The organism is Streptomyces sp. NPDC026522 (assembly GCF_055567555.1).
In genome coordinates this window covers 139,660-161,444 of sequence record NZ_JBVHQF010000012.1, presented here as the reverse complement: position 1 = coordinate 161,444, position 21,785 = coordinate 139,660, and the positions used below count along the sequence as shown (strand labels likewise).

At 72.0% G+C, this 21,785-nt stretch carries 23 protein-coding genes; 16 read left to right on the top strand and 7 right to left on the bottom strand.

From position 1 onward, the window contains the following. The first annotated feature begins 132 nt into the window (after positions 1 to 132). On the top strand, positions 133 to 1,560 hold the full coding sequence (locus ACZ4M3_RS28435; protein ID WP_467737338.1) for an NCS2 family permease: 1,428 nt from the start codon (positions 133 to 135) through the stop codon (positions 1,558 to 1,560). A 10-nt stretch (positions 1,561 to 1,570) separates the two neighbouring features. Here the strand turns inward: ACZ4M3_RS28435 and ACZ4M3_RS28430 are convergent, their stop codons facing one another. Further along, positions 1,571 to 1,753, bottom strand: a complete 183-nt coding sequence (locus ACZ4M3_RS28430) for a hypothetical protein (protein WP_030156886.1) — start codon at positions 1,751 to 1,753, stop codon at positions 1,571 to 1,573. Between the two features lie 175 nt (positions 1,754 to 1,928). Here ACZ4M3_RS28430 and ACZ4M3_RS28425 point away from each other — a divergent pair, with 175 nt between their 5' ends. The 3 genes from ACZ4M3_RS28425 (at position 1,929) to thpR (ending at position 4,557) form a co-directional block, all read left to right on the top strand. Further along, a complete protein-coding gene (locus ACZ4M3_RS28425) occupies positions 1,929 to 2,366 on the top strand; it encodes a MarR family winged helix-turn-helix transcriptional regulator (protein WP_190182830.1) in 438 nt (145 codons plus the stop codon). 27 nt (positions 2,367 to 2,393) lie between these two features. Next, positions 2,394 to 3,725, top strand: coding sequence for an MFS transporter (locus ACZ4M3_RS28420; protein ID WP_467737335.1), 1,332 nt, complete (start codon positions 2,394 to 2,396; stop codon positions 3,723 to 3,725). A gap of 250 nt (positions 3,726 to 3,975) precedes the next feature. Further along, the gene (thpR, locus tag ACZ4M3_RS28415; RefSeq protein ID WP_467737333.1) at positions 3,976 to 4,557 is read left to right on the top strand and encodes an RNA 2',3'-cyclic phosphodiesterase; all 582 of its coding nucleotides are present in this window, start codon (positions 3,976 to 3,978) and stop codon (positions 4,555 to 4,557) included. An 18-nt stretch (positions 4,558 to 4,575) separates the two neighbouring features. On the opposite strand, the gene ACZ4M3_RS28410 is transcribed toward thpR, so the two are convergent. After that, a complete protein-coding gene (locus tag ACZ4M3_RS28410) occupies positions 4,576 to 5,100 on the bottom strand; it encodes a hypothetical protein (protein WP_467737331.1) in 525 nt (174 codons plus the stop codon). Between the two features lie 351 nt (positions 5,101 to 5,451). Here ACZ4M3_RS28410 and ACZ4M3_RS28405 point away from each other — a divergent pair, with 351 nt between their 5' ends. Then, positions 5,452 to 6,441: an aldo/keto reductase gene (locus ACZ4M3_RS28405; RefSeq protein ID WP_467737329.1), complete on the top strand. Its 990-nt coding sequence runs from the start codon at positions 5,452 to 5,454 to the stop codon at positions 6,439 to 6,441. A 75-nt stretch (positions 6,442 to 6,516) separates the two neighbouring features. On the opposite strand, the gene ACZ4M3_RS28400 is transcribed toward ACZ4M3_RS28405, so the two are convergent. After that, entirely contained in the window at positions 6,517 to 7,206 is a 690-nt protein-coding gene (locus ACZ4M3_RS28400) for a GDSL-type esterase/lipase family protein (protein ID WP_467737327.1), read from the bottom strand. 76 nt (positions 7,207 to 7,282) lie between these two features. On the opposite strand from ACZ4M3_RS28400, the gene ACZ4M3_RS28395 reads away from it, so the two are divergent. Then, entirely contained in the window at positions 7,283 to 8,281 is a 999-nt protein-coding gene (locus ACZ4M3_RS28395) for a YncE family protein (RefSeq protein ID WP_467737325.1), read from the top strand. A 204-nt stretch (positions 8,282 to 8,485) separates the two neighbouring features. Here the strand turns inward: ACZ4M3_RS28395 and ACZ4M3_RS28390 are convergent, their stop codons facing one another. Both ACZ4M3_RS28390 and rfbB read right to left on the bottom strand, forming a co-directional pair. Further along, positions 8,486 to 9,832 (bottom strand): lipopolysaccharide biosynthesis protein, encoded by a 1,347-nt coding sequence (locus ACZ4M3_RS28390; protein WP_467737323.1) that lies wholly within the window; start codon positions 9,830 to 9,832, stop codon positions 8,486 to 8,488. Beyond that, positions 9,829 to 10,806: a dTDP-glucose 4,6-dehydratase gene (rfbB, locus tag ACZ4M3_RS28385; protein ID WP_467737321.1), complete on the bottom strand. Its 978-nt coding sequence runs from the start codon at positions 10,804 to 10,806 to the stop codon at positions 9,829 to 9,831. The genes ACZ4M3_RS28390 and rfbB overlap by 4 nt, the downstream gene beginning before the upstream one ends. A 128-nt stretch (positions 10,807 to 10,934) precedes the next feature. On the opposite strand from rfbB, the gene rfbA reads away from it, so the two are divergent. The 5 genes from rfbA (at position 10,935) to ACZ4M3_RS28360 (ending at position 15,786) form a co-directional block, all read left to right on the top strand. Next, positions 10,935 to 11,810 (top strand): glucose-1-phosphate thymidylyltransferase RfbA, encoded by an 876-nt coding sequence (gene rfbA, locus ACZ4M3_RS28380; RefSeq protein ID WP_467737319.1) that lies wholly within the window; start codon positions 10,935 to 10,937, stop codon positions 11,808 to 11,810. Further along, entirely contained in the window at positions 11,807 to 12,424 is a 618-nt protein-coding gene (locus ACZ4M3_RS28375; RefSeq protein WP_467737317.1) for a dTDP-4-dehydrorhamnose 3,5-epimerase family protein, read from the top strand. Before rfbA ends, ACZ4M3_RS28375 begins: the two co-directional genes overlap by 4 nt. Before the next feature lie 44 nt (positions 12,425 to 12,468). Further along, complete coding sequence (locus ACZ4M3_RS28370; protein WP_467737315.1) at positions 12,469 to 13,365, top strand: glycosyltransferase family 2 protein; 897 nt, start codon at positions 12,469 to 12,471, stop codon at positions 13,363 to 13,365. Between the two features lie 59 nt (positions 13,366 to 13,424). Next, positions 13,425 to 14,381, top strand: a complete 957-nt coding sequence (locus ACZ4M3_RS28365) for an NAD-dependent epimerase/dehydratase family protein (RefSeq protein ID WP_467737313.1) — start codon at positions 13,425 to 13,427, stop codon at positions 14,379 to 14,381. A 115-nt stretch (positions 14,382 to 14,496) separates the two neighbouring features. Further along, positions 14,497 to 15,786: an acyltransferase family protein gene (locus ACZ4M3_RS28360; RefSeq protein ID WP_467737311.1), complete on the top strand. Its 1,290-nt coding sequence runs from the start codon at positions 14,497 to 14,499 to the stop codon at positions 15,784 to 15,786. A gap of 97 nt (positions 15,787 to 15,883) precedes the next feature. Here ACZ4M3_RS28360 and ACZ4M3_RS28355 read toward each other — a convergent pair whose 3' ends face one another. Beyond that, complete coding sequence (locus tag ACZ4M3_RS28355; protein WP_467737309.1) at positions 15,884 to 16,792, bottom strand: DUF3027 domain-containing protein; 909 nt, start codon at positions 16,790 to 16,792, stop codon at positions 15,884 to 15,886. Positions 16,793 to 17,117: 325 nt separating this feature from the next. On the opposite strand from ACZ4M3_RS28355, the gene ACZ4M3_RS28350 reads away from it, so the two are divergent. The 4 genes from ACZ4M3_RS28350 (at position 17,118) to ACZ4M3_RS28335 (ending at position 20,879) form a co-directional block, all read left to right on the top strand. After that, positions 17,118 to 18,497, top strand: coding sequence for an MFS transporter (locus tag ACZ4M3_RS28350; RefSeq protein WP_467737307.1), 1,380 nt, complete (start codon positions 17,118 to 17,120; stop codon positions 18,495 to 18,497). A gap of 289 nt (positions 18,498 to 18,786) precedes the next feature. Continuing rightward, positions 18,787 to 19,284, top strand: coding sequence for a DUF2771 domain-containing protein (locus ACZ4M3_RS28345; protein ID WP_467737305.1), 498 nt, complete (start codon positions 18,787 to 18,789; stop codon positions 19,282 to 19,284). A 7-nt stretch (positions 19,285 to 19,291) separates the two neighbouring features. Then, positions 19,292 to 20,020 (top strand): futalosine hydrolase, encoded by a 729-nt coding sequence (locus ACZ4M3_RS28340; protein ID WP_467737303.1) that lies wholly within the window; start codon positions 19,292 to 19,294, stop codon positions 20,018 to 20,020. Beyond that, entirely contained in the window at positions 20,004 to 20,879 is an 876-nt protein-coding gene (locus ACZ4M3_RS28335) for a 1,4-dihydroxy-6-naphthoate synthase (protein ID WP_467737301.1), read from the top strand. The genes ACZ4M3_RS28340 and ACZ4M3_RS28335 overlap by 17 nt, the downstream gene beginning before the upstream one ends. A 77-nt stretch (positions 20,880 to 20,956) precedes the next feature. Here ACZ4M3_RS28335 and ACZ4M3_RS28330 read toward each other — a convergent pair whose 3' ends face one another. Further along, positions 20,957 to 21,340, bottom strand: a complete 384-nt coding sequence (locus tag ACZ4M3_RS28330; RefSeq protein WP_467737299.1) for a cold-shock protein — start codon at positions 21,338 to 21,340, stop codon at positions 20,957 to 20,959. Positions 21,341 to 21,515: 175 nt separating this feature from the next. On the opposite strand from ACZ4M3_RS28330, the gene ACZ4M3_RS28325 reads away from it, so the two are divergent. After that, positions 21,516 to 21,785, top strand: coding sequence for a hypothetical protein (locus ACZ4M3_RS28325; protein WP_467737297.1), 270 nt, complete (start codon positions 21,516 to 21,518; stop codon positions 21,783 to 21,785).

Genomic DNA, 21,785 nt, shown 5'->3' with positions numbered 1-21,785 from the left:
GGCCGCCCCCACGCCCCCCGCCTGGTCTACGCGCGGAGATGGACGCCTCTTCCCTCATGTGTTCATACTGAAACGGTTTGCCTGCGACCGGTTTTATTCGTATGAATAACCAAATGACCCTTTGAGGACCGCATGAGCACCTCGGCACCCGCCGCGGCCCCCACCAACGCCATGGACCGCTACTTCAAGATCTCCGAGCGCGGCTCGACCGTCGCCCGCGAGATCCGCGGCGGCCTCGCGACGTTCTTCGCGATGGCCTACATCATCGTGCTGAACCCGATCATCCTCGGCAGCGCGAAGGACATGTACGGCCACCAGCTGAACGGCGGCCAGCTCGTCACCGCCACCGTCCTGACGGCCGCGTTCTCCACCCTCCTCATGGGCGTCATCGGCAACGTCCCGATCGCGCTCGCGGCCGGCCTCGGCGTCAACACCGTCGTGGCCCTCCAGCTCGCGCCCCGGATGAGCTGGCCCGACGCCATGGGCATGGTCGTGCTCGCCGGCTTCGTGGTGATGCTGCTGGTCGCCACCGGCCTGCGCGAGCGGGTCATGAACGCCGTCCCGCTCGGCCTGCGCAAGGGCATCTCGATCGGCATCGGCCTGTTCATCATGCTGATCGGCCTGGTCGACTCGGGCTTCGTCTCCCGCATCCCCGACGTCGCCCACACCACGGTGCCCCTCCAGCTCGGCGCCGGCGGCCACCTGCACGGCTGGCCCGTGCTGATCTTCGCGCTCGGTGTGCTGCTCACGCTGACCCTGCTGATCCGCAAGACGCCCGGCGCGATCCTGATCTCCATCGTGGCCATGACCGTGCTCGCGGTCGTCGTCCAGCTGGTCGCCGGCCTTCCGGCCGCCGCCTGGGGCCTGACCGTGCCGCAGTGGCCGGGCAACCCGGTGTCCGCTCCCGACTTCGGGCTCGTCGGCCAGGTCAGCCCGTTCGGCGGCTTCAGCAAGGTCGGCGTGCTCACCGGCGTCCTGTTCGTCTTCACCGTGCTGCTGTCCTGCTTCTTCGACGCGATGGGCACCATCCTCGGCGTCGGCGACGAGGCCAAGCTGACGAAGCCGGACGGCACCTTCCCGGGGATCAACCGGGTCCTGCTCGTCGACGGCCTGGCCGTCGCCTCGGGCGGCGCCACGTCCTCCTCGGCCACCACCTGCTTCGTGGAGTCCACGGCCGGCGTCGGCGAGGGAGCCCGTACGGGCCTGGCCAACGTGGTGACCGGCGCCCTGTTCACCGTCTCGCTCTTCCTCACGCCGCTGGCGACGATGGTCCCCTCCCAGGCGGCGACGCCCGCCCTGGTGGCGGTGGGCTTCCTGATCCTGGCCGGCTCGGTCAGGGACATCGACTGGAGCGACTTCACCATCGCCGTCCCCGCCTTCCTGGCGATGGTGATGATGCCCTTCACCTACTCGATCACCAACGGCATCGGCATCGGCTTCATCAGCTTCTGCACCCTGCGCCTGACGACCGGCCGGGCCCGCGGCGTCCCGGTTGCCATGTGGGTGGTCGCGGCGGTGTTCGTCTTCTACTACGCGATGCCGGCCCTCGGCCTGACGTAGGCGCCGGGGGTCAGGTGAGCCCGTAGAACTTCTCCGTCTCGTCGACGGCCGCCTTGAAGCGCTCGTCGAAGTCATCGCGAATGAGCGTCCGGACGACATAGTCCTGGACGCTCATTCCGCGTTTGGCGGCATGAGTCCGGAGGCGGTCGAGCAGCTCCCCGTCTATGCGCATGCTCAGCACATGAGTCCCCATGCCGCACAGAGTCGGGTCACCACCCCTGAACGCGGGTCACTTTCCGGAAGCGACTCACCCGGACGAGTGACGAAACCGCTGCAGTGGCCGAAACCCGTGCGGTGCCCGATGGTGTGACGTGTGACGCCCGGAAACCGGTGTTCTTTAGAGAGAGTAATGAGTTATTCTAAAGAACATGCACGACCTTTCCCATGGCGACGACGCTGCCGCCGTGAACGACCTCCGCTCCGCCGTCATGCGGCTGGGCCGCCGGCTCAAGCACCAGCGCGTCGACGAGTCACTGAGCCCGACCGAGATGTCGGTGCTCGGCACCCTCGCCCGCTGCGGCCAGGCCACTCCCGGCGAGCTGGCGCGGCGCGAGCACGTCCAGCCGCCGTCGATGACACGCATCGTCGCGCTGCTGGAGGCCAAGGGACTGGTACGGCTGGAGCCGCACCCGGACGACCGCCGCCAGAAGGTGGTCAGCCAGACGGAGGAAGCCGAAGCGATGCTCGAAGAGAGCCGTCGCAAGCGCAACGCCTTCCTGGCCGGGCTCGCGGCCGAGCTCACCGAGGACGAATGGGCCAAGCTGCGTGCCGCGGCGCCCGTCCTGGAGAAGCTCGCGCACTTGTAACCGTCAGACGCCAGGAGGCGAACGCTTTTGAGTACGGGAACCGGAGCAGACTCCGCACCCGGCCACACATCCACCACTACGCGACCCGCGAGCCGGAACTCCATGTTCAGCTCGCTGAAGATCCGGAACTACCGGCTCTTCGCCACGGGACAGGTCGTCTCGAACACCGGCACCTGGATGCAGCGCATCGCCCAGGACTGGCTGGTCCTGTCCCTCACCGGATCGGCCTCCGCGGTGGGCATCACCATCGCGCTGCAGTTCCTGCCGATGCTGGTGTTCGGCCTCTACGGAGGCGTACTCGCCGACCGGCTGCCCAAGCGGCCGCTGCTGCTGGCCACCCAGGGCGCCATGGGCCTGACGGGCGTCGCACTCGCCGCCCTCACCCTGGCCGGACACGTCCAGGTCTGGCACGTGTACCTCGCCGCCTTCCTGCTCGGCCTGATCACCGTCGTGGACAACCCGGCGCGCCAGACGTTCGTCCCGGAGATGGTCGGCAAGGACCAGCTCGCGAACGCGGTCAGCCTGAACTCCGCCAACTTCCAGTCCGCGCGGCTGGTCGGCCCGGCGATCGCCGGTGTGCTGATCACCGCCGTCGGCTCCGGCTGGGCCTTCCTGCTGAACGGACTGTCCTTCGCCGCGCCGATCGCCGCGCTGCTGATGATGCGTACGCGCGAACTGCACCCGGTGGAGCGGCAGCCGCGCGGGAAGGGCCAGCTGCGGGAGGGCCTGCGGTACGTCGCCGGGCGGCCCGAGCTGATCTGGCCCATCGTGCTGGTCGGCTTCATCGGGACGTTCGGGTTCAACTTCCCGATCTGGCTGTCGGCGTTCGTGAACAAGGTGTTCCACGGGGACGCCGGTACGTACGGCCTGTTCAACACCCTGATCGCGGCGGGCTCCCTGGCGGGCGCCCTGCTGGCGGCCCGGCGCGGCCACTCCCGGCTGCGGCTGCTGGTCGCGGCGGCGGTGCTCTTCTCCGTGCTGCTGGTCGTGACGGCGTTCGCGCCGGGACTGTGGCTGTTCGCGGTGCTGCTCGTGCCGATCGGGATGTTCGGCCTGACGGTCAACGTCACCGCGAATTCGAGCGTGCAGATGGCGACCGACCCGGAGATGCGGGGCCGGGTAATGGCGCTGTTCATGATGGTCTTCACGGGCGGCACCCCGCTCGGGGCCCCGCTGGTGGGCTGGATCACCGACACGTACGGCGCCCGGATCGGCATGGCCGCGGGCGGCGCGGTCTCCCTGGCCGCCGCCCTCGCGATCGCCCTGGTCCTCTCCCGCGTCGGCAACCTCAGCGTCCGCCTGTCGCGCCGCGGCGTCATCTTCGTCCCCACCCACCGCACCCTGGTCAAGGCGGCCTGACCGCCTGCCCCGGGGCCTCCGGGCCCCGGGGCCCCCGCCGGCCCAACCCCGCCCCGTGGGGGCACCTCCCAGCGGTAGCTGGGGGAGTTTGAGGCGTGGGGGTCCCCCCGGACGGAGTCCGGGGGAGGTGCGGGGCGGAGCCCTGCGAAGCCCCGCACAGCCGGGGCCGCTCCGCGCAACGGCGCCGCACCGGCACCGGGGCCGACCCGGCACCGGCCCCCGCACCCCCGCCGGGGGCTACCGTCACCCCATGAGGCTGTTCGCCGCCGTGCTGCCCCCCGCCCCCGCCCTCGCGGAACTCCGCCAGGCCGTCCGGACGGCGCAGGCCGCATCACCCCCCGCCCCCCACCTCCGCTGGACCGCCGAAGCGTCCTGGCACTTCACCCTCGCCTTCATGGGCGAGGTCCGCGACCCGCTCCTCCCCGAGCTCCACGCCCGCCTCGCCCGCGCGGCGGCCCGTACCGAGGCCTTCCCCCTCCGCATCCACGGCTCCGGCCACTTCGGCGACAGCGCCCTGTGGGCCGGCGCCGCCGGGGACCTCGACCGGATGCGGCTCCTCGCCGAGCGCGCCGACGCCGCCGCCCGCCGGGCCGGGATCCCGATGGAGCAGCACCGCCGCTACACCCCGCACCTCACCCTCGCGCGGGGCTCGCACGGCGGCACGCTGCGCCCCCACCTCGACGCCCTCGCCCCCTTCGAGGGCACGCCCTGGCAGGTCGACACCCTCAGCCTCGTCCGCAGCCACCTCCCCACCAGCGGCGTCCCGGGCGAGGGCCCGCGCTACGAGGTCGTCGGCGCCTGGCCCCTCGCCGTCAGCGCCCCGCGTACGTGACCGCCCCGTAGAGGTACGTCAGGTAGAAGTACTCGTCCAGCAGCTCCGCCAGCGGCAGCCCCGGCCGCCCCAGCTCCGCCGCGCGGCGGTCGCCGCGTCCCACGGCACGACCGTGTCCGGCCGCAGCGCGAACAACGCCTTCCCGGCGGCCGTCGGCCCCAGCGTGCGCCGTCCCACGGGCGGCCGGGGCCCGGCCCACCACCGGGCGAGCCCGTCCCCCCGCGGGTCCGGCTCGCCGTCGCGCGGGTAACGCAGGCGGCAGCCGCAGGAGTTCAGCCACCGGTGCAGCGCCTCCCGGTGCTCCGGCAGCGCCAGGCCCGGTCCCGGCGCGGTGTCCGCCCGCAGCGCGAGCCAGCTGCGGTCCGCCCCGGGGAAGGCCCCGAACACCTCGGCGGCGGCCCGTAGCCGGGCGATCCCGGGCGCGGCGTCCACCCCGCCCTCCGGAGTGTCCCCGGGCCACCCCCGCCGTACGCACATCCGCCACGCGTCGGTGACCAGCTCCGCCGGCTCCGCGGGTGCCAGGGCGGCCGTCTCGGCCGCCACCAGGGCCGCCCTCCCGGGAGCGGGCGAGGTAGACGATCCGGCCGATCCGGAATTTCACCCGGTCCCGGGCCGGGTGTTCCTCCGTACGGGGCAGTGCGCGCGAGCCGCCGTACGCCCTCCACGGTCACCGTGCGAGCGGTCTCGCAGCCCCCGTGCCCGGGAGCCGCCGTCGGCCGCGTTAGGCTCGACGGGTGGATCCGAAGACCAGAAACCGTGTCATGGCCGGTGTGCTCGTCCTGATGTTCGTCGTCGTCGCCGTGGCGGCCGCCGTCGGCCAGTAGCCCCGCGCCCGCCGTTCGGCGCCCCTGCGCTCTTGCCTGGAGTCGACTCGAAGCAGTTGGCTTGGGTCCCATGAAGTACACGCAGCTCGGACGCACCGGACTCAAAGTCAGCCGACTCGTCCTCGGCACGATGAACTTCGGTCCGCTGACAGACGAACCGACCAGCCACGGCATCCTGGACGCCGCGATCGACGCGGGGCTGAATTTCGTGGACACCGCCAACGTCTACGGGTGGGGTGAGAACAAGGGCCGCACCGAGGCGATCATCGGAACCTGGTTCGCCCAGGGCGGCGGCCGCCGGGACAAGACGGTCCTGGCCACCAAGGTCTACGGGAACATGGCCGGCGACGGCGATCCCTGGCCCAACCACGACAAGCTGTCGGCCCTCAACATCCGGCGGGCCGTCGACGCCAGCCTCAAGCGGCTCCAGACCGACTACATCGACGTCTACCAGTTCCACCACGTCGACCGCCGGACGCCCTTCGAGGAGATCTGGCAGGCCGTCGACGTCCTGATCCAGCAGGGCAAGATCCTTTACGCGGGCTCCTCCAACTTCCCCGGCTACAAGATCGCCCAGGCCAACGAAACCGCCGCCCGGCGCGGGTCGGTCGGGCTGGTCAGCGAACAGTGCCTGTACAACCTCGCCGAACGGCGGGCCGAGATGGAGGTCATCCCGGCCGCCCGGGAGTACGGCCTCGGCGTCATCCCCTGGTCCCCGCTGCACGGAGGCCTGCTCGGCGGGGTCCTCAAGAAGCAGGCGACGGGCGGCCGCCGCGCCTCGGGCCGGCCGGCGGAGGCACTGGCCGACAGCGCGGTCCGGGCGCAGGTACAGGCGTACGAGGACCTCCTCGACAAGCACGGCCTGGAGCCCGGCGAGACGGCCCTGGCCTGGCTGCTGACCCGGCCCGGGGTCACCGGGCCGATCGTCGGCCCGCGCACCGCCGAGCAGCTCGACAGCGCCCTGCGCGCCCTGGAGCTGGAGCTGGACGAGGAGCTGCTGACGGCGCTGGACGAGATCTTCCCCGGCCCCGGCCCGTCCCCGGAGGCCTTCGCCTGGTAGCCGGCCGGCCCTGCCCGCGGTGGCCGTCGTCCCGTTCGGCACGGGCGGCGGCCGCCGCGCGCCTGGTGCGCCCGGTCAGGCGCCGGCCGGCCGGTAGGGGCCGCCGACGGACCAGGCCTGGTGCAGGGCCGCCGCGAACTCGCCCGCCAGGCGGTGCTCGCCGGAGGCGTTGGGGTGGGTGCCGTCGTAGGTGTCGGCGTGCAGCTCGTACCCCTGCGGGCGGGCGGCCAGCAGGATCGGCGAGGCGGGGGTGGAGAGGTCCGCCACCGCCTTGGCGAGCAGCTCGTTGAAGCGGGCCACCTGGGCGGCGAACGGCGCGTCGGAGTCGGCCCGGACGTTCGGGATGACGGGCAGCAGGACCATCCGGATGCCGGGACGGGCGGCGCGCGCCCCGGCGATGAACCGGCGGACGTTGCCGGCGGTCTGCGGCGCGTCGGTGTAGAAGCCGAGGTCTATCAGCCCGAGCGAGACCAGCAGTACGTCCGGCTCGGCGGCGGCGACGGCCGGACCGATCAGCGGGGCCATGTGCTGCCAGCCCTCGCCCCAGCCGGCCAGGTGGCGCCGCGCGTGCTCCGGGAAGGCCGGGTCGGCGTACGCGTGGCTGACGGGCGCCCCGGCGGCCGTGTCGTACAGCGCGCTGCGCGGGCCGACGATGCGGAAGGAGTCGCCCAGGGTGGCGCACAGGTGCTGCCACATCCGGTAGCGCCAGGTGTAGTCGCCGGCGCGTCCGATGGTCATGGAATCGCCGACGAACATGAAACGCATCCGGTCATCATCGCGGATCACCGGACCCGGGCCGCTGTGATGCCCGCCACGCCGGGCGGCCTGGCAGGCTTGGGGAATGCGCCTGCTGCCGATCTTGACCGCGTTCACCGCCGCCGCCGTCCTCACCGGCTCCCCGGCGGCCGCCGCCGCCACCGGAGCTTCGGACTTCACCCTCCAGGACCCGCGCATCACCGAGTCCAGCGGACTCGCGGCGAGCCGCGTCCACCCGGGCGTCTACTGGACGCACAACGACAGCGACGACGGCCCGTACGTGTACGCCGTGGACTCGGCGACCGGCAGGACGGTGGCACGGGTGACGCTGACCGGGATCGGGCGCCCGCGCGACGTCGAGGCGATCTCGCTGGGCCCGGACGGACAGCTGTACGTCGCGGACATCGGGGACAACAAGGACGGCACCTGGGACCACGTCTGGATCTACCGCTTCCCGGAGCCGCGGGAGTTGGCGGACGTGACGGTCAAGGCGGAACAGTTCACGGTGCGGTACGCGGACGGCCCGCGCAACGCGGAGGCGCTGATGGTGCATCCGGTGACGGGCCGGGTCTACATCGCGAGCAAGAACGAGCGGACGGGCGGCCTGTACGAGGGACCCGAACGGCTTTCGGCCGACGGCACCAACGTGTTCCGGCGGATCGCGGACGTGCCCTGGGTGACGGACGGGGCGTTCTCGCCGGACGGCTCCCGGCTGACGCTGCGCGGCTACTTCTTCGCGCGGACGTACCCGTGGCAGGACGGGCGCCCGCAGGGCCCGGGCGAGCCCGTGTCCGCCCCCTGGCAGGGCCAGGCCGAGTCGGTGACGTACACGGCGGACGGCTCGGCGCTGATGTTCGGCTCGGAGGGCGTCCACAGCCGGGTCATCGCGGTCCCGGTCCGCCCGGCGGGACCGCCCCCCCAGGCTTCCGCCTCGGCCTCCGCCTCACCGCATCCAGGCTCCCCGGCCGCACCCGCGAAGCCGGACCCGGTGGGCGGCTTCGGCAAGGGAGTCCTTGTCCTGGCCGGCGGCTCGGCCTTGGTATTCGCCGCGAAGCGCCTTTTCCGCCGCCGCGCCCCGAAGTAACCCCGTACGGCCTACCGGGAGGGCCGCCCCCAGGCCCCGTACGGCGTTCTGCGCCCGCGCGGCGAGCGCCGCCGGCAACATCGGCGGCGCCCCCTTATCGCGGTGCCGTCAACACCGGCGGGGGCGAGTCCGCGCTTGCCCGCACCCCGGCGGAAGATTGGGACCCGGCCTTCGCCGTGGCCTGCCGCGAGGTAGGGGCGGGGTTCATGGCGAATCCACCAGGGTGGAGCGCGGGGCTTCGTCGGACGTGCCCGCCGAGGGGCGTCCGCGCGGGAAGGTCAGCCGCAGCGCTGCCGCCATGGCGAGGACCGCCGTGAGCGAGCCGAGCGTGTAGGCGAGGCAGACGCGGGTGGCGGCATCGCCCGGGAGCAGTGTGGCCCCGACGAGGACCAGGGTCGCGAGCACCCAGCCGGCCAGTTGCAGGCGGTGCTTGTGCAGGACCATCAGGGCCTGTCCGAGCACCATGGCCAGCATGTAGAAGAGGGTGCCGGCGGCCATCCAGAAGAAGTCGGTCCGGCTGAGTACGTCCTGGGCCCTGAAGAACACCTGGATCGCCCAGGGTCCGAGGACGGTGGCGGGAAGGCCGCCGCACACCCCGAGACCGACGACCACCAGGCAGGTGCGGCCGAGCAGCTTGGAGAAGCCCGCCCGGTCGTACGCCGCTGCAGCCGCGGACAGCCCGGAGAGCAGCGACGCCTGGAGCGAGCCGAAGATGAACAGCGGCACCCTGGCCAGCACGATCGCGTTCAGCAGTCCGCCGACGAGTGCGGTGTTGGCCGGCTCCAGCAGCTTGGTGCTGACCACCGCCGCGTTGACGACGACCTGTGACAGCAAGGTGGAGACGACCAGCGGGGCGAGAGCGCCCAGCAGTCCCGCCCAGCTGTCGGCAGGGCCCCGCTCCAGACCGGCCCGAACCGGCCGCAGGGTGGCCAGGACGGAGACGAGCGGCGCCACGACGAGGATCAGTGCGAAGGCCAGCGGCGAGCGGACGCCCAGAAGGGCGAAGACCACGGCGAGGCCGATGCGCAGGACGCCGTCGATGCCGAGCTGCAGGCCGTAGGGGCCGAACCGGCCCAGACCCGCCAGCACTCCGCGGGCCACGTTGCTCGCCGCCATGGTGACGAAAGCCAGCGCCAAGGCGAGGACCATGTCCAGACGGCCGTTGAAGAAGGTGTCCGCCAGCGGCCGCGCGGCGACGGCCATGGATGCGGCCAGCAGGCCGATCATCGCCAAGGTGAGGCCCGTCACATGCCGCAGCACGCCGGAGACGCCCAGGCCGCCGACGCGGTGCGCCGCGACGATCCGGGTGAGCTCCTGCTCGACGGGGAAGAACAGGCCGATGCCGACCGACATGAGGATCGTCCACAGCACCGACAGCGCGGCCATGCCGTCGGTGTCGAGGCTGTGGCCCGCCGCCATGAGGTGGACGTACGAGGCGGCCCCGAGCACGACCGTGCCGCCGATCACCAGTTGGGTCCCCGGCGGCAGGGTGTTCAGCAGCCTTGCCAGCGGCGACCTCTTCGCGGTCTCCGAGGCATCCGGTGTGTTCACGACTGCTGGGCGGCCTTCACCTTGAGCGGCTCCCACCAGGAGCGGTTCTCGCGGTACCAGTCGATCGTCGAGGCCAGGCCCTCCTCGAAGGTGACCTGCGGCGCGTAGCCGAGCTCCTCGCTGATCTTGCTGATGTCGAGCGAGTAACGCAGGTCGTGGCCCTTGCGGTCCTCGACCCGGTCGACCATGTCCCAGCCGACTCCGGCGGCGTCCAGCAGCAGGCCGGTGAGCTCCTTGTTGGTGAGCTCGACGCCGCCGCCGATGTTGTAGACGTGGCCGGCGCGGCCCTTGCGCAGCGCCAGCTCGATGCCGCGGCAGTGGTCCGACACGTGCAGCCAGTCGCGGATGTTGCCACCGTCGCCGTAGAGCGGGACGCGCTTTCCGTCGATCAGGTTGGTGGTGAAGAGCGGGATGACCTTCTCGGGGAACTGGTAAGGCCCGTAGTTGTTGGAACACCGGGTCACCACCACGTCCATGCCGTGCGTGCGGTGGTAGGCCAACGCCAGCAGGTCGGAGCCCGCCTTGGAGGAGGAGTAGGGGGAGTTTGGCGCTAGCGGCCATTCCTCGGTCCAGGAGCCCTCGCTGATGGACCCGTAAACCTCGTCCGTGGAGACGTGCACGAAGCGGCCGACGCCGTGCTTGCGCGCGGCGTCCAGCAGCACCTGGGTGCCGACCACATTGGTCATGACGAAGGGCCCCGCGCCGGCGATGGAGCGGTCCACATGGGACTCGGCGGCGAAGTGCACGACCGCGTCGTGGCCGGGCATCACCTGGTCGACGGCCTCCACATCGCAGATGTCGCCGCGGACGAAGGCGTAGCCGGGGTGGCTCGCCACCGGGGCGAGGTTCTCCTCGACGCCCGAGTACGTCAGCTTGTCGAAGACCGTCACCCGGGCCCCGGGATCCTCCGACAGGAGGGAGCGGACGAACTGCGAGCCGATGAAACCGGCACCACCGGTCACGAGAATGCGCATAGTGTTTTTCAGTCTACTGGGCCGTTCGGGCCGGCCGGCCGCCCGGCCCTCCGGCAGGGTCCCCGGCCGTCCCGCCGTACGCCTTGTGGGTTAACGGCCCCCAAGACGCGCGACGTATGGTGGCACCCATGCGTGGAATTCTCCTGGCGGGCGGCACCGGCTCCCGCCTCTGGCCCTTGACCCGAGCCGTGTCGAAGCAGCTTCTTCCCGTCTTCGACAAGCCCATGGTCTACTACCCGCTTTCCACCCTGGTCATGGCGGGGATCCGCGAGATCCTGATCATCACGACGCCGCAGGACCAGGATCAGTTCCAGCGGCTCCTCGGTGACGGCTCGCAGCTCGGCCTCGACCTCCAGTACGCCGTCCAGGAGCGCCCGGAGGGCATCGCCCAGGCGTTCGTGCTCGGCGCGGACTTCATCGGGGACGAGCCGGTCGCGCTGATCCTCGGCGACAACATCTTCCACGGCAGCGGCCTCGGCACGCGTCTCGCGCAGCGCACCGACCCCAAGGGCGGCATGGTCTTCGCCTACCCGGTCGCCGACCCGAGCGCGTACGGCGTGGTGGAGTTCGACGCCGACGGCCAGGTCATCTCCATCGAGGAGAAGCCGGAGAAGCCCAAGTCCCGCTACGCGGTGCCCGGTCTGTACTTCTACGACAACCGCGTCGTGGAGATCGCCCGGACCATCCGCCCGAGCGAGCGCGGCGAGCTGGAGATAACGGCTGTCAACGACGCCTACCTGCAGTCCGGAGACCTTCAGGTCACCGTCCTGGACCGGGGAACGGCGTGGCTGGACACCGGCACCTTCGTCTCCATGGTCCAGGCCTCGGAATTCGTCCGGGTCATCGAGGAGCGTCAGGGCTTCAAGATCGGCTGCATCGAGGAGACCGCCTGGCGCTCCGGCTTCGTGACCGACGAAGGCTTGCGCGAGCTCGCCGAGCCGCTCCTGAAGAGCGGCTACGGCCAGTACCTGCTGGACCTTCTCGACGAGGAGAACGGCCGATGAAGTTCCGCGAGCTCTCCATCGAGGGCGCCTGGGAGATCACCCCGCAGCAGCACGGCGACCCCCGCGGGCTGTTCATGGAGTGGTACCGCTTCGACCACCTCGCCGAGGCCGTCGGCCACCCGCTGCGCTTGGCCCAGGCCAACCTCTCGGTGTCGGCCAAGGACGTCGTGCGCGGTGTGCACTTCGCCGACGTCCCGCCCGGCCAGGCCAAGTACGTGACCTGCGTGCGCGGCGCCGTGCTCGACGTCGTCGTAGACCTGCGGGTGGGCTCGCCGACCTTCGGGGCGCACGAGTTCGTCCGCCTCGACGACATGGACCGCCGCGCGGTCTACCTCTCCGAGGGCCTGGGGCACGGCTTCTGCGCGCTTTCGGACGACGCGACGCTGTCCTACGTCTGCTCGGAGACCTTCAACCCCTCCGCCGAGCACGCGGTGCACCCGCTCGACCCCGGCCTGGGCATCGACTGGCCGGCCGGCGCCGCCGCACAGCTGTCGGCCCGCGACGCGGCCGCCCCCTCCCTCGCCCAGGCCATCGAGTCCGGTCTACTGCCGGACTACGAGGACTGCCTGAGCTACCGCCGGTCGCTGCGCGCCGCCCACGGCGACGACAACTGAGCCCAGCCCGTTTCCGTCACTCCCGAACACCTGGTGCGCCGCACATGAAAACTCTCGACATCATGCTGCCCTACTACGGCAACGTCGCCCTGATGCAGGCCGCGGTGCGCAGCGTCCTGGCCCAGAGCGACCCGAACTGGCGGCTCACCGTCGTGGACGACGGCAAGGAGCCCGAGGTCCCCGGCTGGTTCGCAGAGCTCGACGACCCGCGCGTGTCGTACCAGCGCAACGAGCAGAACCTCGGCGTCACCGGCAATTTCCGCAAGTGTCTCGGCCTGGTCCGCGAAGAGCACTTCGTCATGATGGGCACCGACGACATCATGCTGCCCGAGTACGTGGCCACGGTGCGGACCGCGCTTGCGAAGCACCCGAGGCTGGGCATGGTGCAGCCCGGTGTCCAGGTGATCGACAGTGACGGCAGGCCCACGGAAGGGCTGGTCGACCAGTCCAAGCGCCGGCTGTACGCACCGCGCTTCAAGGGCGAGCTGCTCATGGGCGGCGAGCAGCTCGCCACCAGTCTGCTGCGCGGGAACTGGCTCTTCTTCCCGTCCATCTGCTGGCGCACCGCCGCCGTCCGCAACGTCGGCTTCCGGGACAACCTGGAGGTCACCCAGGACTTGGCTCTCGTGATCGACCTGCTCCAGGCTGGTGAGCAGATGCTCGTCTCGGACACCCTGTGCTTCCAGTACCGCCGGCACGCGGTCAGCATCTCCTCTCAGCAGGCCTTCACCGGTGTTCGCTTCGCCGAGGCCAACCGCTTCTTCATGGAGGTGGCGGACCGGCTGGAGGAGCACGGCTGGGCGAAGGCCGCCAAGGCGTCCCGGCTGCACCTGTCCTCGCGGATCCACGCGCTGACGATGCTGCCCGGCGCGCTGAAGAACAAGCAGCGCGAGGGGGCCCGCACCCTGCTGCGGCACGTCGCCGGCGCCGACCACCGCTAGGGCCCCGTCCCCAGGCACCGACCGCCCACTCTTCGACCGACCGCCGGGAGCCAACGCCCATGTCCGTCACCAGCCCGCCCCTGCCCCGCGTGGCCGTACTCGGCGCCACCGGCTTCATCGGCCGGACCCTGTGCACCACGCTCGACGAGCGCGGCCACACCCTGCTCGCCATCGCCCGCAACACGCCCTCTGCGGCGCTGCCCGGCGCGTTCGAGGCATTCGACCTCACCGTCGACCCGCCGGCCGAGCTGGCGGGGCTGCTCACCAAGCACCGCATCGACGTGGTCATCAACGCGGCAGGGGGCAGCTGGGGCCTGACGGACGAACAGATGGTCCCGGCCAACCTGGGCGTGGTCCGCCGGCTGCTTGAGGCATTCGACACCATGGCGTCGGCGCCGCGGCTGGTCCAGATAGGCACAGTCCACGAGTACGGCCTCTTCCCCGTCGGCGAGACCTATACCGAGGACTCCCCCGCGTGGCCGTCGACGGTCTACGGCCGGCTCAAGCTGCAGGCCACCGACCTCATCGCCGAGGCGGTCCGCGACAAAGGGCTGGACGCCGTCGTCCTGCGCCTCGGCAACGTCGTCGGTGCGGGGCAGCCCGCGCACAGCCTGCTGGGCGTCATGGCCGGCAAGCTCGCCGACGCGCAGGCTGCCGGCACCACCGCCGAGCTGTCACTGATGCCGCTCACGGCGCAGCGCGAGTTCCTCCACCTCCAGGACGCGATAGACGCCATGGTCGCCGCCGTCGCCCCCGCGGCCCCTTGCCCGACGGTGCTCAACCTCGGCCTCGGCCGGGCGACGTCCGCCCGGGAGCTGGTCGAGCTGCTGATCGAGGAGAGCGGCATACCGACGCGCGTCACCGAGGTCCCCGCCCCTGACGGCGCCGGCCCGGAGACCGAGTGGCACCAGCTCGACATCAGCGCCACCGAACGGGCGCTGGGCTGGAAGCCGGTCCGCAGCCTGCGCGACGCGGTCGCCGCACTGTGGGGCGCCGCTTCCACGTCCCGGATCTGACCGTCCCGGCAGGAGGCCGGCGCCGTCCCCTCGGTAAGATCCTTGGGCATCCCGTAGGCCCGCACGCCGAGCGAGTCCCCCCGACGCCCCCCTCTCAGGAAGTCTGACTCCTCCTATGTCACGCAGCGCACCTGTCCTGCCCGGCCAGCGCGGAACCCTCGGTGAGCTGTACTCACCGAGGGCCAACAGCTTCGGCGTGCTGCGTCTGATCCTCGCCTCGTCGGTCGTGCTCTCGCACCTGTGGCCGATCGGCTGGGGGCCGCTGGACCCGCTCTGGCGGTACAGCGGACACCAGGTCGACGTCGGAAAGATGGCCGTCATCGGCTTCTTCGTCCTGTCCGGCTTCATGATCACCGGCAGTGGTGCGCGGACCACCGCCGGCCGCTACGCCTGGCACCGCGCCCTGCGCATCATGCCCGGCCTGTGGGGCTCGCTCCTCGTCTCCGCACTGCTCATCATCCCCGCGCTCTACTACTGGCTGCACGGCACGACGAACGGCTACTGGAACCACCCCGAGGGGCCCCTCAGCTACCTCCAGGGCATGTGGAACACCTCCATCAGCACCCACTGGGACATATCCGGTGTGCTCGCCGAAGGCAAGGCTCGGGGGACCAACTTCGACCAGGGCGTCAACGGAGCCCTGTGGTCGCTGAAGTACGAGATCCTCTGCTATGTGATGGTGGGCCTGCTGGCGGCGGGTGGTGTCCTGCGCCGGGCCAGGAAGTTCATCCCTCTGGTGGCCGCGGCGCTCGGTAGCCTCATCCTGCGCGACTGGCTCACCGCCCCCTCCCTGCGCGGCATCCCCGGCGACATGGGCTCCACGGTCCAGGTACCGGTACTTGGCACCATGACAGTGCACTTCGTCGTCCACCTGCTCTTCGTGTTCCTGATCGGCGCCACGTTCCAGCTGTACCGCGACCGGCTGCCCGTCAACGACAGCCTGGCGCTGATCTGTGTCCTCGTCCTGGGCGCCACACTGGTCTTCGGCGGGGTCTTCGTCTTCGGCTACCCCGCCTTCGCCTACCTGCTGCTGTGGCTCGCGGTGCGGCTGCCCCGCCCCTTCCAGAAGATCGGGCGCAAGCGCGACTACTCGTACGGCATCTACATCTACGGCTTCACCGTGGAGCAGGCACTGGCCATGCTGGGCTACGCCAAGTACGGCAAACCCGTCTTCCTGCTGCTGGCGATGACCGGCACGGTGGCGCTGGCGGCCCTGTCCTGGCACCTGATCGAGTCGCCGGCGATGAAGCTCAAGAACTGGACGCCCTGGTTCGTACGGAGGCTGCGGCACGCGCCGGCCGTTCCGGCAGCCCGGCAGAGCGTCGCCGCGGAGCCCGCTCCGGCCGCGTACGGGGCCCGGCCGACGCAGTCCCCGGCCGTCCCCGCCGAGACCGTCTCAGGCTGACCCGCCGATCCGCACGCCCCACCCCGGCCGGACCCGCACTCGCGGGCGGGCCGGGGCCGGACCTCGGTCCGGGCGGTCCGCCCGGACCGAGGTCCGGCTACGAGTGGCCCAGGTCCGCCGGCGGGAGGTCCGAGACCGGGACCGACCCCGTGTCCTCGGCGGGCCGCAGCAGGAACTCGTCCGAGGCCATCGAGTCGAGCACCGGCGGCGCCGGCCGCAACGGCTTGGGCATGACCGCGGCCTCCGAATGGCCGCCGCAGCCGTACGACAGCGACACAAGCCGGCCGTCCGCCGGGCCGAACTCGTTCGCGCAGACCCCGAAGGCCTGACCCAGCGACCCGCCGATCGCCACGAGGAACCCGCACGACACGCACGACGCGGGCGCCGCCTGGGCCATCGGGGTCTTCGCCCCGAACCCCTCGTCCCAGCGGTCCGCCGCGCTGTGCAGCCCGTACCGCGACAGGACCCGCGCCCGGCGCATGCCGAGCTCCTCGGCGACCGAGGTGATGGAGCCCCGTACCGGCACCACCGTCCGGTCGGTGACGTCCGCGTCCTCCGCCTCGACCAGCTCGGCCATCTCCTCGGAGACCACCGAGTTCGGCGGCGGCGCGTCCTCGCCCGACCAGCCCGGCTCCAGCCGCAGGTCGTCGGCCTCGGTGGGCAGCAGGTCGCCCGGACCCAGGTCGCCCGGCCGCAGCCGCTCGCTCCACGGCACCCATTCGGGGGCGAGCAGTGCGTCGTCGCCCGGGAGCAGCACCGTTTCGTCGAGGGTGACGAGCTTCGCGCGGGAGGCGCGCGTCACGGTGACGGCCCACCGCCAGCCCCGGTAGGCGGGGTCCTTGCACTCGAAGAAGTGGGTGACGACCCGGTCGCCCTCGGAGACGACCGAGACGTGCTCGCCCACCACTCCGGGGGCGGCGGCCTCCTCGGCCGCCGCACGGGCGAGGTCTACCGCCTCGGCACACAGGCGGTCGGGGGTACGGCTTCGCGTCGTCGCAGCACTCACAGGTCTCGTTCTCTCCTACGCCGTCTCACGAGTGCGCCGTCCGTACTGTCGTCCACAACGACCCGTCGGTCTTGTCCGTACGTAGCGCGGGCGGAGCGGACCAGAGGGCCGCGTCGACGTCCGCACCCGATCGGCCTCGGGCGCACCTACCTGCAATCCATTCTGCGGGATCGCGAAGAGGCGCGCGGCCAAGAGCAACCGCCGGTGGCGCGCTACGCACGCTACCTCCTCCGGCGGCTTCGGCCCACATGCAAGGTCCGATTCGCGGACAACCCAAGACCGGCCAGGTGCCCGAAACGCGCCGGGAGGGGTCCGTGAGGGCCGAGTGGGGCACTATGGCCAGGTGGCACCCGTACGGTCGTCCGCCGACGGCCCGGGACCGGCCAGGCGGGCCGGCCGGGCCGTCGGTCGTGCCCTGCACCTCCCCTTCACCGGTACGGCGCGCGGGATCCGGCGGGCCACGCACGCGCACGGGGCGGGCGAATCGGGTCTCGGCAAGCTGATCGAGCTGCACGCCATCAACGGGGCCGGCGACGTGATGATCACGGTGGCCCTGGCGTCGACGGTGTTCTTCTCCGTCCCCACGGACGAGGCACGCGGCCGGGTGGCCCTGTACCTCGCCATCACCATGGCCCCCTTCACCCTGCTGGCCCCGGTGATCGGTCCGCTGCTGGACCGGCTGCCGCACGGACGGCGGGCCGCGATGGCGGGCGCGATGCTGGCCCGGGCGCTGCTGGCGGTGATGATGTCGGGCGCGGTGGCCACGGGCGGACTGGAGCTGTACCCGGCGGCGCTGGGCGTCCTGGTCGCGTCGAAGGCGTACGGGGTCGTGCGCAGCGCGGTGGTGCCGAGGCTGCTCCCGCCGAAGTTCTCACTCGTCAAGGCGAACTCCCGGGTCACCCTGGCCGGCCTGCTGGCCACCGGCGCCGCGGCGCCGGTGGGGGCCGGGCTCCAGGCCATCGGCCCGCCGTGGCCGCTATACGGGGCGTGCGCGATCTTCATCTGGGGGACCTTCGCGGCGTTCACGCTGCCGCACAAGGTGGACGAGGCGAAGGGCGAACGGCGGGCGCGGCTGTCCACCCACGAGCCGCACTCGCGCAAGCCGGGGCTGCGGACGATCAGCCGGCCGGTGCTGTGCGGGCTGCTGGCGAACGCGGCGATGCGCGCGCTCTCCGGGTTCCTGATCTTCTTCCTAGCGTTCCTGCTGCGCGAGCACCCCCTGGCGGGTCAGAGCGCGGCGGTGTCACTGGGCATAGTCGGCGTGGCGGCGGGCGTCGGCAACGCGGGCGGTACGGCGGTGGGCGCGTGGCTGCGGGCCCGGGCGCCGGAGACGATCATCGCGGCGGTGCTGTCGGTGACCCTGGGGGTCGCGGTGCTGGCGGCGGTGTTCTTCAGCGGGCTGTTCGTGGCGGTCCTGGGCGCCACGGCGGGCTTCTGCCAGGCCCTCGCGAAGCTCTCCCTGGACGCGATGATCCAGCGGGACGTCCCGGAGTCGGTCCGCACGTCGGCCTTCGCCCGGTCGGAGACGCTGCTCCAGATGGCGTGGGTGCTGGGCGGCGGGATCGGCATCGTGCTGCCGCTGAACGGCGTACTGGGCATGTCGGTGGCGGCGGCCATAGTCGCGTCGGGCACCACGATGGCCCTCCGCGGCATCCTCCCCACCCCCCGCCACCACCCGGACTCCCCCCGCGCCCGGGTGGCGTAAGGCCCCGGTCCCATTCCAGCCCCGCCGGGCAAATCCAGCCCCGCCGGCGTTTGCGGCGCGGGGTGCCGGGCAAATCCAGCCCCGCCGGCGTTTGCGGCGCGGGGTGCCGGGCAAATCCAGCCCCGCCGGCGTTTGAGGCGCGGGGTACGGGGCGGAGCCCCGGGAAGCCCGGCGCAGCCGGGGCCGCTCCGCGCGACGGGGCCGCAGCCGAGCCCCGCCCCCGTCGCGCGAGCCACGCCACATACCCCCGTGCGGCGGCGCAGCCCACCGGCCCGATAGCCTTCGGCTCATGACCGCACCGCTTTTCCCGGGTAGGGCCCACCGCAGCGTCGCGGCCCTCGGAGCCGTGTCCGCCGGCCTCCTCTTCCTCTCGGCCTGCGACACCACCAAGCCGACGCCGCTCGCGACCGTGACCGTCGGCAGCTCGACGGTGTCCTCCGAGGCCGCCTGCCGCCCCGGCAGCGGCGAGGAGCTCTCCGCGGAGAGGGTCCAGAACTGCCTCACCAACCTCAAGCACGCCAAGACCATCGAGTACGGCCGCGGCGACACGCTGCGCCTCGGCGTCGAGCCCGACGTCGTCAAGGACGACAACAAGTGGCAGGCGGTCCTCGACGGACAGCCGATCACCGAGCCGTCCGCGAACACCTACCGCAGCTTCCAGGGCGCCGACGTCTTCGCCACCGGCGGCCAGGGCGAGGCCCCCGCCTCGAAGATGCTGGGCTTCGTCCAGTTCGACCCGAGCGGCAAGCCGCTCGCCGTCTGGACCTTCAAGGTCAAGCTCAAGTAGCCGCACCGTGCGCGCGCTCATCGTGACCGCCGTGGCCGCGGAGGCAGACTCCGTGACCGCCGGTCTCACCCCTCATCCGGACCCGGTCACTCCGGAGCCGCGCACCCTGCCCGGGGGCTATCCGATCCACCGCCGGGACCTGCCCGGTCTCGCCGCCGACGTACTCGTCGGCGGCGTCGGGCCGGCCGCCGTCGCGGCCGCCACGGCCACCGCGCTCGCGCTGGCCCCCTACTCGATCGTCATCTCCGCCGGCATCGGCGGCGGGTTCGCCCCCGCCGCCCCGCCCGGCTCCCTCGTCGTCGCCGACGCGCTCGTCGCCGCCGACCTCGGTGCCGAGACGCCCGCCGGGTTCGTGCCGGTGGACGCGCTCGGCTTCGGCCGCAGCGTGCACCTGCCGCCCGCCGAGCTCGCCGCCCGGGCCGCCGAGGCCACCGGCGCGCTGCTCGCACCCGTACTCACCGTCTCCACCGTCACCGGCAGCGCCGCCCGGGCCGCCGAGCTCGCCGCCCGACACCCCCTCGCCGGTGCCGAGGCCATGGAAGGCTTCGGCGTGGCCGAGGCCGCCGCCGCGCACGGGGTACCCGTCCTGGAGATCCGCGCGGTGTCCAACCCCGTCGGGCCCCGCGACCGGGACGCCTGGCGGATCGGGGACGCCCTGGCCGCGCTGGCCGACGGCTTCCGCGCGCTGGGACCCGTACTCGTCCATTGGGGAGAAGAACATGAGCGGCAGCACTGACGTCGGCAGCGGGCCGGTGCGCATCGCCTATTCGCCGTGTCCCAACGACACCTTCGTCTTCGACGCCTGGGCGCACGGCCGGGTGGCCGGCGCGCCCGCCCTCGACGTCACCTTCGCGGACATCGACGTCACCAACGGCATGGCCGAGCGCGGCGAGCTCGACGTGCTCAAGGTGTCCTACGCCGTGCTGCCCTGGGTGCTGGAGGAGTACGCGCTGCTGCCCTGCGGCGGCGCGCTCGGCCGCGGCTGCGGTCCTCTCGTGCTCACCCGCGAGCCCGGCCCGGACCTCGCCGGCCTCGCCGGGAAGACGGTCGCCGTGCCGAGCGAGCGCTCCACCGCCTACCTGCTGTTCCGGCTGTGGGCGGCGGACGTGCTCCCCGCGCCGGTCGGCAAGGTCGTGGTCCTGCCGTTCCACGAGATCATGCCGGCGGTGCGCGACGGCCGGGTGGACGCCGGACTGGTCATCCACGAGGCCCGGTTCACCTATCAGGATTACGGGCTGCACTGTCTGGCCGACATGGGCGCCCACTGGGAGTCCAGCACCGGCCTGCCCATCCCGCTCGGCGCGATCATCGCCAAGCGCTCGCTGGGCGCTGACGCGCTGCGCGCGCTGGCCGAGGCGGCCCGTACGTCGGTGCGGATGGCCTGGGACGACCCCGAGGCGTCCCGGCCGTACGTCCGCGCGCACGCACAGGAGCTGGACCCGAAGGTCGCCGACCAGCACATCGGGCTGTACGTCAACGAATTCACCGCGGACCTGGGCGACGACGGGTACGCGGCCGTCCGCGGGCTGCTGACCAGGGCCGCCGCGGAGGGTCTGGTTCCGGCCATCGCGCCCGACGCGTTGCGCTTCCCGTAGCCACGAACGCCGGTGCCCCGCTCCCTCGTACGGGGGGCGGGGCACCGGCGTCACGTCACCTCGGACGTCGGGTCACCTCACACGTCGAGCTGGTCGGCGACCGCCCGCAGCAGTCCCGCGATCTTCGTGCCGTGCGTCTTGTCGGGGTAGCGGCCCCGCTCCAGCATCGGAGTGATGTTCTCCAGCAGGGTCGTCAGGTCCTGCACGATGGAGGCGAGCTCGTCCGGCTTACGGCGCTGCGCGGCCGCGACGGAGGGTGTCGGATCCAGCACCGTCACCGAGAGTGCCTGGTCACCTCGCTGCCCGGCGACCACGCCGAACTCCACGCGCTGGCCGGGCTTGAGGGCGTCCACCCCGGCGGGGAGCACCGACGAGTGGACGAAGACATCGCCGCCGTCGTCGCGGGAGAGGAAGCCGAAGCCCTTCTCACTGTTGAACCACTTGACCTTGCCGGTAGGCACGTCCGTCCTCTGTTCTTGTACGTGTCGGGTCCGGAGAGCCGTGCGACGGCTCCGGACAGCAGTGCAGCGGGTCCCCTGACCCGCCACCTCCAGGCTAATGGTCGGGAAACGGGTGACAAGTCGTTACCCGGTCCTTCCCGCACCGCTGCTTCGGCCAGGGAACTACCCTGGTGAGGTGACTGCTACTCCTCATACCGATCACGACGACGACGCGCCCCGGCCGGGCGACGGACTGATCAGGGCCGGCGGCATCCTGTTCATCGTCGGTGCCGTCGCCACGCTCGTGACGATGGCGCCGCTGTTCCTCGGCACCGCCCCGTTCCCGTCCTACGCGTGGGCGGTGTGCATGCTGATGGGCGTCGGGTTCGCCGTCGCGGCGGCGGGCGTGGTCCGCTCCGCCTCCGCACAGCGCAGGGCGGCCCGGGCGTCCCGGGCCGCCGGCTGA